This window comes from Tianweitania sp., from assembly GCF_032053605.1.
Lineage (GTDB): Bacteria > Pseudomonadota > Alphaproteobacteria > Rhizobiales > Rhizobiaceae > Tianweitania.
This window is the reverse complement of the sequence record NZ_DAMBUH010000124.1, coordinates 1-9,569: the sequence shown is the minus strand read 5'-3', so window position 1 is coordinate 9,569 and position 9,569 is coordinate 1. Positions and strand designations below refer to the sequence as shown.

13 protein-coding genes are annotated in these 9,569 nt (G+C 61.2%); 8 read left to right on the top strand and 5 right to left on the bottom strand.

All coding sequences use genetic code 11. From position 1 onward, the window contains the following. Together RTX98_RS18345 and RTX98_RS18340 are read right to left on the bottom strand one after the other, a co-directional pair. On the bottom strand, positions 1-717 hold a 717-nt coding region (locus RTX98_RS18345; protein WP_312798233.1), incomplete at its 3' end, for an ABC transporter permease subunit. Positions 718-786: 69 nt separating this feature from the next. Beyond that, positions 787-2,379, bottom strand: a complete 1,593-nt coding sequence (locus RTX98_RS18340; RefSeq protein ID WP_416223169.1) for a peptide ABC transporter substrate-binding protein — start codon at positions 2,377-2,379, stop codon at positions 787-789. A 482-nt stretch (positions 2,380-2,861) separates the two neighbouring features. Here RTX98_RS18340 and RTX98_RS18335 point away from each other — a divergent pair, with 482 nt between their 5' ends. Further along, positions 2,862-3,527 carry a helix-turn-helix transcriptional regulator gene (locus RTX98_RS18335; RefSeq protein WP_312798232.1) on the top strand — a complete coding sequence of 222 codons (666 nt, stop codon included), beginning with the start codon at positions 2,862-2,864 and terminating at the stop codon, positions 3,525-3,527. A 2-nt stretch (positions 3,528-3,529) separates the two neighbouring features. Continuing rightward, the gene (locus RTX98_RS18330) at positions 3,530-4,255 is read left to right on the top strand and encodes a helix-turn-helix transcriptional regulator (RefSeq protein WP_312798231.1); all 726 of its coding nucleotides are present in this window, start codon (positions 3,530-3,532) and stop codon (positions 4,253-4,255) included. Here RTX98_RS18330 and RTX98_RS18325 read toward each other — a convergent pair. Further along, entirely contained in the window at positions 4,252-4,704 is a 453-nt protein-coding gene (locus tag RTX98_RS18325; protein ID WP_312798230.1) for a hypothetical protein, read from the bottom strand. The genes RTX98_RS18330 and RTX98_RS18325 overlap by 4 nt on opposite strands. 251 nt (positions 4,705-4,955) lie before the next feature. Here RTX98_RS18325 and RTX98_RS20825 point away from each other — a divergent pair, with 251 nt between their 5' ends. The 4 genes from RTX98_RS20825 (at position 4,956) to flbT (ending at position 6,985) form a co-directional block, all read left to right on the top strand. After that, a complete protein-coding gene (locus tag RTX98_RS20825) occupies positions 4,956-5,171 on the top strand; it encodes a hypothetical protein (protein WP_416223168.1) in 216 nt (71 codons plus the stop codon). A 266-nt stretch (positions 5,172-5,437) separates the two neighbouring features. Continuing rightward, entirely contained in the window at positions 5,438-6,109 is a 672-nt protein-coding gene (locus RTX98_RS18315; protein WP_189503080.1) for a response regulator transcription factor, read from the top strand. Between the two features lie 94 nt (positions 6,110-6,203). After that, on the top strand, positions 6,204-6,551 hold the full coding sequence (gene flaF / locus RTX98_RS18310) for a flagellar biosynthesis regulator FlaF (protein ID WP_312798229.1): 348 nt from the start codon (positions 6,204-6,206) through the stop codon (positions 6,549-6,551). Beyond that, a complete protein-coding gene (gene flbT, locus RTX98_RS18305; RefSeq protein WP_312798228.1) occupies positions 6,548-6,985 on the top strand; it encodes a flagellar biosynthesis repressor FlbT in 438 nt (145 codons plus the stop codon). The genes flaF and flbT overlap by 4 nt, the downstream gene beginning before the upstream one ends. Before the next feature lie 44 nt (positions 6,986-7,029). Here flbT and RTX98_RS18300 read toward each other — a convergent pair whose 3' ends face one another. Further along, the gene (locus tag RTX98_RS18300; protein WP_416223170.1) at positions 7,030-7,368 is read right to left on the bottom strand and encodes a hypothetical protein; all 339 of its coding nucleotides are present in this window, start codon (positions 7,366-7,368) and stop codon (positions 7,030-7,032) included. A 209-nt stretch (positions 7,369-7,577) separates the two neighbouring features. On the opposite strand from RTX98_RS18300, the gene RTX98_RS18295 reads away from it, so the two are divergent. Both RTX98_RS18295 and RTX98_RS18290 read left to right on the top strand, forming a co-directional pair. After that, positions 7,578-7,859: an SCP2 sterol-binding domain-containing protein gene (locus tag RTX98_RS18295; protein ID WP_312798226.1), complete on the top strand. Its 282-nt coding sequence runs from the start codon at positions 7,578-7,580 to the stop codon at positions 7,857-7,859. Positions 7,860-8,109: 250 nt separating this feature from the next. After that, positions 8,110-9,090, top strand: a complete 981-nt coding sequence (locus tag RTX98_RS18290) for a zinc-binding dehydrogenase (RefSeq protein WP_312798225.1) — start codon at positions 8,110-8,112, stop codon at positions 9,088-9,090. A gap of 221 nt (positions 9,091-9,311) precedes the next feature. Here RTX98_RS18290 and RTX98_RS18285 read toward each other — a convergent pair. After that, the coding region (locus tag RTX98_RS18285; protein ID WP_312798224.1) for an N-acetyltransferase at positions 9,312-9,569 on the bottom strand (258 nt) is incomplete at its 5' end.

Sequence of the window (9,569 nt, the reverse complement as noted above, 5' to 3'; positions counted from 1 at the left end):
GGCCGCGGCCGGTCCGAGATAGGACACGACCGGCAGCATCGCGGCACGCAAGGCATGAACGCCGACAACGACGCGCGTCGGCAGGCCATAAGCGCGGGCGGTGCGGACATGGTTCGAGCGCAGCGCCTCGATCGTGGCGCCACGCGTCAGGCGCGCTACCACGGCGATCTGCGGCAGGGATAGCGTGACCACTGGCAGGATCATGTGTTTCCACGTGCCCCAGCCACCCGCCGGCAGCCAGCCCATCAGCACGCCGAACAAGAGGCTGAGCAGCGGCGCGATCACGAAAGTGGGGATGGTGATGCCGAAGGTGGCGGTTCCCACCACCATGTAATCCACCCAGCTATTTTGCCGGAGTGCCGCCAGCGCGCCGAGCACCGTGCCGACAATCAAGGCGATCAGCATCGACAGCGAGCCGATCTGGATCGACACCGGCAGACCAACACGGAACAGGTCGACAACGGAAAAGTCGCGCCGCGTAAAGCTGGGGCCGAGATCGCCCTGTGCGAGATTGCCGAGATAGATGAAATATTGCTGCCAGAGCGGCTTGTCGAAATTATAGGCGCGCTCGAGGTTCTGCATGATCAGCGGATCGAGCGGACGCTCCAGATCGAACGGCCCGCCGGGCGCCAGCCGGATCATGAAGAAGGCAATGGTGACGATAACGAACATCGTCGGCACGGCGCCCAGCAGGCGCCGCAGCACATAGGTAAACATTAAACGAGGCTCCGTCGCATCGGACGCTTGCAGCCGAACCGGTCAGCCCGGCCCGGCCGCATCAACGGTTCAGTTCTCGACGGAGAGCCAGCGCGTTGCGTGCTGGTTCATGATGTTGTCTTCCCAGCCCTTGAGCTTCGGCGACACGAGCGCGGTCGACGAATAATACAGGATCGGAATGGCCGGCACTTCCTTCAGGAACAGCTCTTCGGCCTGCCGCAGGATCTTGGACCGCGCGGCCAGATCGGTGGTCGTGGCGGCTTCCGCCATCAGCTTGTCGTAGTTGGCGTTCGACCAGCGCGGATAGTTGAACCCGAGATTGGCGCTTTCGAACAGGAACAGGAAGTTCTGCGGATCGGAATAATCGCCGATCCAGCCGGCACGGGTCAGGTCGAAGTCGCCGTCATTCTTCATGTAATCGAAGTAGCCGGTGCCTTCCATTTCCACGATCGTCGCGTTCACGCCGATGTTCTTCAGCATGTCGGCAACCGCCGTCATCGTGTTCTTGTGGTTTTCGCCGGTATTGTGACGCAGCTCGACGGTCAGACTGCCTTCCTCGACGCCGGCTTCCTCAAGCAGCTTCTTGGCCTCGTCCTCGCGATCGAGAATGTCTTTGTCCTTGTAGGGCAGGAAGACCGGGTCGGGATAATTGTCGATGCCTGGCGGCACGATCGAGTAACCCGGCAGCATGGATTCGCGCCAGATTTCCTTGGCCAGGAAGTCGCGGTCGATCGCCATGGACAAAGCCTGACGAACGCGCGGATCGGCCAGCTTTTCCTTCTTCACCTTCACCGGCAGATAATAGGAGCCGAGATAAGGCGCGATATGAAGCTGATCGCCCAGCTTCTCCTTCATGTAGTCCATCTGCGCATTGTCGACGTCCGAGCAAGACAGGACTTCGCCAGCCTCGAAGCGGCGCAGACAGGTCGCGCGTTCCTCGAATGGAATGTAGTTCACGACGTCGATCTTGACGTTGGCCGCATCGTGGAAGTTCGGGTTCTTGCGCATCACGATCTTGTCGTTCGGCGTAAAGGCTTCCAGCATATAGGCGCCGTTGGTCACCATATTGCCGGGCCGGGTGTACTGGTCGCCGAACTGTTCAACCGACTTCTGATGCAGCGGGAACGAGGCCTGATGCGTCAGAAGCTGCAGGAAGTAAGGGGTCGGCGCGTTGAGCTTGATCTCAAGCGTATGATCGTCGATCGCCTTGGCGCCGAGATCCGCAGCCTGCTTCTCGCCCTTGTTGATCGCTTCCGCATTGACGATCGGGTAAAGCATGTTCGCATACGGCGCGGCCGTTTTCGGGTCCTGAATGCGCTGATAGGCGAATACGAAATCGCCGGCGGTCACCGGGTCGCCATTCGACCATTTGGCGTTGTTCCGCAGCTTGAACGTGTAGGTCAGGCCGTCCTGTGAAATCTCCCAGCTTTCCGCGACGCCGGGAACAACCTCGGCCTTGGCGTTGGGCACGACCAACCCTTCATAAAGGTCGCGCATCAGATTGGCCTCGGGGATGGTCGAGGTCTTGTGATGATCGAGCGTGGTGGGATCGGTGTCGTTGCCGCGGTTGTAAACAACTTCTGCTTGGGCTGTTGCCAGCATCGGTGCGGCGGTGAGCAGGACGGTCGCGAGGCACGTGGCGCTCAGAAGCGACTTCATCATGGTACTTCCCCTTCTTGTTCCGGCCTCATGACAAGGCTGCTGACAGGCACAATAAACGGGATGGTCGCTTGGTCCAGCCGCAAATCTGCTAACGCACGGTCAAAGCGTCGCGCATCGGCACTGAGCCTGCCCGGAAAAGCCGATCCCACTGCCCCGCCCGCAATTCCATTTTGACACCGGAATCCACGCCAGCTACGTTAACCACGAATCAAGGGATGTTGGTTGAAGCGCTTGTTGCGGAGGGGTTCGCAGAAGGTGCGTAAGCTGGGTCAGCGGCGTTAGTCGCGACCATCCGGGACTTCGGTTTCGTTCCCGCGTTCGCCGGTGGCTTGTCGCCATGAAGCCGGCTGTGTTTCCCGCGTAAGACTGTGTGTCGAGCTGAGTTGGCGTGGCCTTCCGGATGCGCTCGAACCGGTGTGTCTGAACGATTTTGACGAGATTCGGTCATGCCTGTCATGGCCCAGGGAGGGATTCGATCAACGATGGGTGCTGCACTTCACGCTTCTTCCGGTGCGCTGGCGATGCCCGCAACCGTCCAGGACGCGCGGCGCGACCTCGTTGAATTGATGCACCAGATCTGCAGCGACATCCGCGCGGATCGCTACATGCTGATCGACCTGACCGCGCGAGCCGGCGAAAAAGCGCGGATCGTCGCGTCGAACTGGATCTATGACGCCATCGACCTGATCGGCCTCGACCTCATCGTGCGCATGGCCGTGCGCAACCCGGTTGAAGCGCAGGCGCTTCCCGCCCCCGTCGAAGCCGAACTTCTCGCCGGCTACGGCCATGTCGATCTCATGGGTATTCCCCTGCGCGCCGGAAGCAAGCGCTACGCCCTGCTTCTCTCGGCCGAAGCAACGGGACGGCTGGTGACGCGCGCGGTTGCCAAGGTTGAGCTGCTTTGCGGCTATGCCTTGTCCATGCTGGCCGGCAAACTCGGCACGGCATCGAACAACGATCCGCTCACCGAACGCGAGCGCGAATGCCTGTTCTGGGTTGCCGAGGGCAAGACCACGGAAGAAGTCGGCGTCATTCTCGGCGTGTCGACCAGCACCGCCAACAGCCATCTCACCAATGCCATCCAGAAGCTTGGCGCCCGCAATCGCGCGCTGGCGATCGCCACCGCGATCCGGCACGGATTGATCTGACGATGTATCTCGGCTCCTTCCATTCCGGCACGCGCTTCTCCATCGCGACCCCGGCTGCCACCGCAGCCTATATGCCGATCCTGGCCGAACTGCTGGAATTGTCGGAAGACCTCGGCGCCTCGGACTTCAGCCTTCTGTCGGTCACATCGGGGCGAACCGGCAAGCTGATCCCGCTGATGGATTCGGCCTATCCGGATGCCGCGTCGCTGAGCCAGCAGCTTGTATCGGACGCGCCGGCTGCCCTTGTGCGGCATACGATGTCTTCAACCATCATCGCCTGGTGGGCCGCATCCGATCACCCGGCCGCCACGCGTTTCGAGCGCCTGCGCTGGGCTGCCCAAACCACCCCGCTCGGCAAATCGCGCGCCGGTCTGGTGATGCCGCTTCATGCCAACCGCGCCGACTATGGCATGCTGGTTCTCACCGGCCCTGATTTTTCCGTCGACGACGAACGGCTCGCCAGCGCCCACATGCAGGCGCTCGATCTGTTCGGCCGGCTGATCGCGCTGCGGGTCAAGGACGCGGATGGCCAGCCCAAACTCTCACGTCGCGAGCTGGAATGCCTGCGCCTGACGGCCGAAGGTCAGACCAGTGAGGAAATCGCGGCCGGGCTCGGCCTCTCCATCCACACCGCCAACACCTATCTCGGCAATGCCACGCAGAAGCTCGACGCCGTGAACCGCATGCATGCGGTGGCAAAGGCTCTGCGTCTCGGCTTGATCGATTAAAGCCGCTGTTCGGCCGCCTGCCTACGCGGCGGTGACTTGCGGATGCGCGCCTGCTCGATCATCGCCGCCAGATTGCGCGTGTTTTCATCCGCATCCGGCGTCGGTTGGTCGAAGGAAACATAGGTCACCTCCACGCCCGCTTGTTCGTCTTCCAGCCTCAGCGTGAAGTAAACGGTGGCGCCGCGCGGTCGCAGTTCGAGGTCGAGCTTGATCCTGGGCACCTCACCCCAGTTCACGACAGCCTCCCCACCATGGCCGAGCTTCAACGTGCCCGGCATGAAGTAGAGCTCGGCGGCGGATTCCACGATGTCGGCGATCGAGGCGAACTGTTCGAAACGCAGGAAAGCCAGGTAATCGGCGACATCGACCATGCGCAATTCAGCGACGACTTCGCTGATCGCGTTGGCGACGATGATTTCCCGTGCTTCGGAATTATCTTGTCGGTTCATGGTCGCGCAACAACAGGTTTCTTGTTGGTGATGATGCGGACAAGAGCCGCGGCCGCTTGGAGAACCGCGACGGAGTTAAGGTATCCACCGAAACTTGTTTGAGCATGGATCACGCGAGCACGATGTTCTCGGTGAGCAGCCGTTGGTTAAAGTTTGAACGAATGCGTTAAGCTTTAGGGGATTGGTGACTTTTCTGTGCCACAACAATCGGGGCGGGACCTCTCTCGCGGAAGCTTCCACTTGGGCGGCATATGACAAACGCTACTACCGAGATCGCCGTCGAAACTCCGCGCTTCGTACCGGCGGAAGTGCGACTTCGCAGCCCGGTGGTTACTCAGTCGAGTGATGCTGCAGCCGGTGCAATCTCGCGTCGATTGAAGGCTCTGCAGCGTCAACAGCGCACGGCGATCGAGGCACTTTCGCTCGGCAACGCCCCCACTCAGTCGATCCTGTCGCTCTTCCGCTGAATCTGTGGTCTGACGGCCACAGTAATTTTCAGGAGGGACGGTTGGACGAGGGCTGGCAGCACATTGCTGAGCCAAGCACACACAGCCTTCAAAGTCTTGCAGAACAAGGCTTTCAGCCTGACCAACGCGATGCGCCCGAAAGCCCGTTAACCATTTAAGTCACGGGACTCCCAAGATCATCCTCATAAGAACTCGTACTGTCAGGGATTCCACGCAGTCGGTACCCGTTGAACAGCTCATGACGGAGCTGATTCGGGGGCTGCACGATGATCGTGATTGTTGATGAACGAGACCTGGTTAAGGAAGGGTATCAATCGCTCTTCAACAGGGAAGGCATCGCAAGCGCTGGTTTCCGGTCTGCTGAATTCGGCGACTGGGTCGAAAGCGTCGCACCCTCCGATCTGAAGTCCGTCCGCGCCTTTCTCATCGGCGAATGCTCCGAAGACAAGGTCTCGCCCCGCGCCATCCGCAGCCGCACCGCTGCACCCGTGATTGCGCTCAGCGAGCATCATTCCCTGGAAAACACGCTTCGCCTGTTTGAAACCGGCGTCGACGACGTGATCCGCAAGCCCGTCCATATTCGGGAGATCCTGGCCCGCATTGCCGCCATCCGCCGCCGCGTGCAGGACGATGTGGTGAGCTACACCGAAGTCGGCCCGATGCGCATCTATACTGATGGCCGCGATCCCGAGATCAATGGCGCGCCCCTGCCCTTGCCGCGCCGCGAGCGCCGCATTCTTGAATATCTGGCGAGCAATCGCGGTCGCCGGGTCACCAAGTCGCAGGTCTTCAATGCGATCTACGGCCTGTTCGACGATGCCGTCGAAGAGAACGTAGTGGAAAGCCACATTTCCAAGCTGCGCAAGAAGCTGCGCGAAAAGCTCGGCTTCGATCCCATCGAATCCAAGCGCTTCCTCGGCTACCAGTTGATGGCTTGAACCACCGGGAAGCCAACAGCTTCGCACAAGCGCCTTTCGCCATTGTGACGGTGGAAGCGCTTGCCGGATCGGCCTGACGCCAGCACAGAAGCCGATGTACCAGTTCAGCTATGCCGACATCCCAGCCGATACGATAGCCGATGCGCGTGATCGCGAACGGCAGCTGTTGTCGCGCTCCATCGAGCTTCTCCAGGACGCGCGTGACGCCGGCCCGCGATCGCGCCAAGCGGTTGAAGCCGCCTTGTTCGTGCACCGGATCTGGACGAGCTTCGTCGGCGATCTCCAGGCACCCGAGAACTCCACGCCACAGGACCTGCGCGATCATCTGATTGCGGTCGGCTCTTGGCTCATGGCCGAAGCCGAAGCTCTACGGCTGGGACGCTCCGCCGACATCGACGGCCTGATCGACGCGTCGAGCACAATCAGGGACGGACTGAATTGAAAAGCCGGTTGAAGATCGCGCTGAAGCCCGGCGAAAAGATCTATGTCAACGGCGCGGTGATCAGCGTCGATCGCAAGGTCTCGCTGGAATTCCTCAACGACGTGCAGTTCCTGCTGCAAAACCACGTCATGCAGGCCGACGATGCGACATCGCCGCTGCGTCAGCTCTACTTCATCGTTCAGATCATCCTGATGAACCCGGAAGGCGCGGACCAAGCGCGCACCATGTTCAGCCAGACGCTGCCGGTTTTGCTCGAAACGTTCCAGGACGATGAAATGCTTGCCAGGTTGAAAGACATCGACCGGATGGTCGGCAACAACCAGATCTACGAGGCCCTGCGCGCAATCCGCAGCCTGTTTCCGCAGGAAGATGTCTTGCTCGGCAAGGCCGTTCCGCTCATGGACGCCATGCACCTGCCCGCTGCGGCGGAATAAAAAAGCCCGCCATTGAGGCGGGCTTTTTCGTCGGTACGAACTGCTTACAGCTCGGGGCAACCACGCTCATTGGCAAAGCGCATCGTTTCGGTGCGGCCACGGCGTGTTTCACCTTCAACGGTAATGCTGCGCGGGGTCACGCGGATCACTTCCCCGTCGCGCAGACCTTCGTCGCGGGCTGCAGCGCGGGCTTCGCGCTCCGAGCAACCACCACGTGGCGGCGGGCCACGGCGGTCGCGATCGCGGTCACGATCGACCGGACGCACGCCATTCGGTCCAATTTCCAGCTGAATGCCCTGTGCGGAGGCAAACGACATGCCGCCTACGAGCGAGCCAGCCGTCACTGCGAGTGCCAGACCCGCGGATGTCAGAACCTTACGCATCTTCTTCTCCTTCGCGACTACGTCGCTCATTGATCATCGTCGCAATAAGTCTTCACAACGAAGACTGTTCCCGAACATTAGTTGGTTCTGAAACTTTGAAGCTGCTGATCCTCTCCTCCGCACCCCCCTGAATTGTCACGTTGACGTAAACGGAAGCGGTCCATACATCACGGCAGGGCTTAGATGCCCACCATCCCGAGGAGAGATTGATGACCCTGCAGGAAATCGCAGCACAGCTGCAAACCCGCGTCGCCGATGCCGATTTCGACAAGTCCGTGAAGTTCGTGCTGGGCAGCGAGGGCGTGATCGTGCTCGACGGCGGCAAGGTCACGACCGAAGACGCGCCGGCCGATTGCACGATCACCATATCGCGTTCCAATTTCGAAGACCTCGTCGCCGGCGACCTCAGCCCAACTGCCGCCTTCATGTCCGGCAAGCTCAAGGTAGACGGCGACATGTCCGCCGCCATGGCCTTGAGCCAGCTGCTTTAAGCGTCGCCCTTGCGGGTCGCACTTCAGGATGAGGACTGGCTGTGAAGCGTCCCATCCTCGTCGTCATCCTTGGCCTTGACCCAAGGACTGATGCCGACGACTTTTTCATTGCTGAGCCGCAGCGACTGCCACACAGGCGGTAGGACATTGGCGCGTGACGTGCGTCGCCCCATCCGGGAACCATCCGGCAGCCGCATCGTCTGTGGAGGGACAGTGCTGTCTCTCAAAGCCGAAAACACAGGAGCGGGCGATGAAAAGCGCCGTTTACAAGCAGTTTGGAACGCCTGAGAAGGTCCTGACCAGTCAGGAATGCGATCAGCCGAAACCGGGGCATGGTCAGGTGTTGGTGCGGATGGTGTTATCGCCCGTGCACAACCATGACCTCATGACGATCGCCGGCCAATACGGGATCAAGCCCGATCTTCCGTCGATCCCCGGCACCGAAGCCGTGGGCATTGTTGAAGCGCTGGGCGATGGCGTCACAAACCTGAAGGTGGGGCAGCGCGTGGCAGGCGGCGCCAGCGCCACGTGGGCGGAGTTCTATCTCGCCGACGCCAAGCGTTCCGTGCCGGTCCCGGATGCCGTCGACAACGAAACGGCGTGCCAGCTCGTTTCGATGCCGCTTTCGGCCAAGATGCTGCTGGAATCGCTGAACCTGCCATCCGGCGAGTGGGTGGTGCTGAACGCCGCCAATGGCGCGGTCGGCAAGATGATGGCGCAGTTCGGTGCCGAGCGTGGCGTCAAGGTTCTCGGCTTGGTCCGGCGCCAGGCGGCCGTTGAAGAGCTTCGTGCCGAAGGCATCGACAATGTGGTGGCGACCGATGAAGATGGTTGGCAAGATAAAGCGCGCGCCATGGTCGGCGGCGCAACAGTGTCGCGCGCGATCGACTCGTTGGGCGGCGACGGACCTTCGCAAGTGCTGAGCGTGGCGTCCGATGGCGCCGAACTCATCAGTTTCGGCGCGATGACGCAGCAGCCGCTGAAGATCGCGGCAGGCGACCTCCTGTTCCGCGGCATCACCGTCAAGGGCTTCTGGGGTGCCAAGCCGCCGGTGAAGCCTGAACGGATCGCCGAGTTGCTGCACGAACTGATCAGGGATGCCGCATCGGGCAAGCTGAAGCTCCCGATCGAAGCCGCTTATACGATCGAAGACATCGCCAAGGCCGTGAGCGCAAGCGGGGAACCGGGGCGCAAGGGCAAGATCGCCATCAAGGGCGCGAGCGGCCAATAGACCGGAAGTGCTTAATGAGCGAAGTGCGTCCTTCGAGGCTCGCTTCGCTCGCGCCTCAGAATGAGGACGGTTGCATATAGCTCCTCCGCTTTGTCACCCTCGGGCTTCACCCGAGGATCTATGCCAGAAGGCAGAAGGACAGTAGCAACGCGTTTTCATGGGAAGCGCTACGGCTACGCCCAACAACGACGAAGCCGGTGGTGGGGCCAAGGCATCGCCCCTCACCCAGCCCGAGCCAAAACCTCGCTCACCTTGCGGCCGGATGCCTTCAGCGTACCCTTCGCACCATCCAGCCATCCGTCGACCAGTTCCAGCGCGAGGAAGCGGTGGCGCTCGTAGGGGCCGGGCATTGCAAGGTCGGCGGTCTTGGTGGCGGTAAAGCCGAAGCGTTCGTAGTAGCCGGGATCGCCGACGAGCAGGATCGCGCCGTGGCCGAGGCGGGTGGCCTCGGTGATGGCCTGGCGCATGAGAGCGGAGCC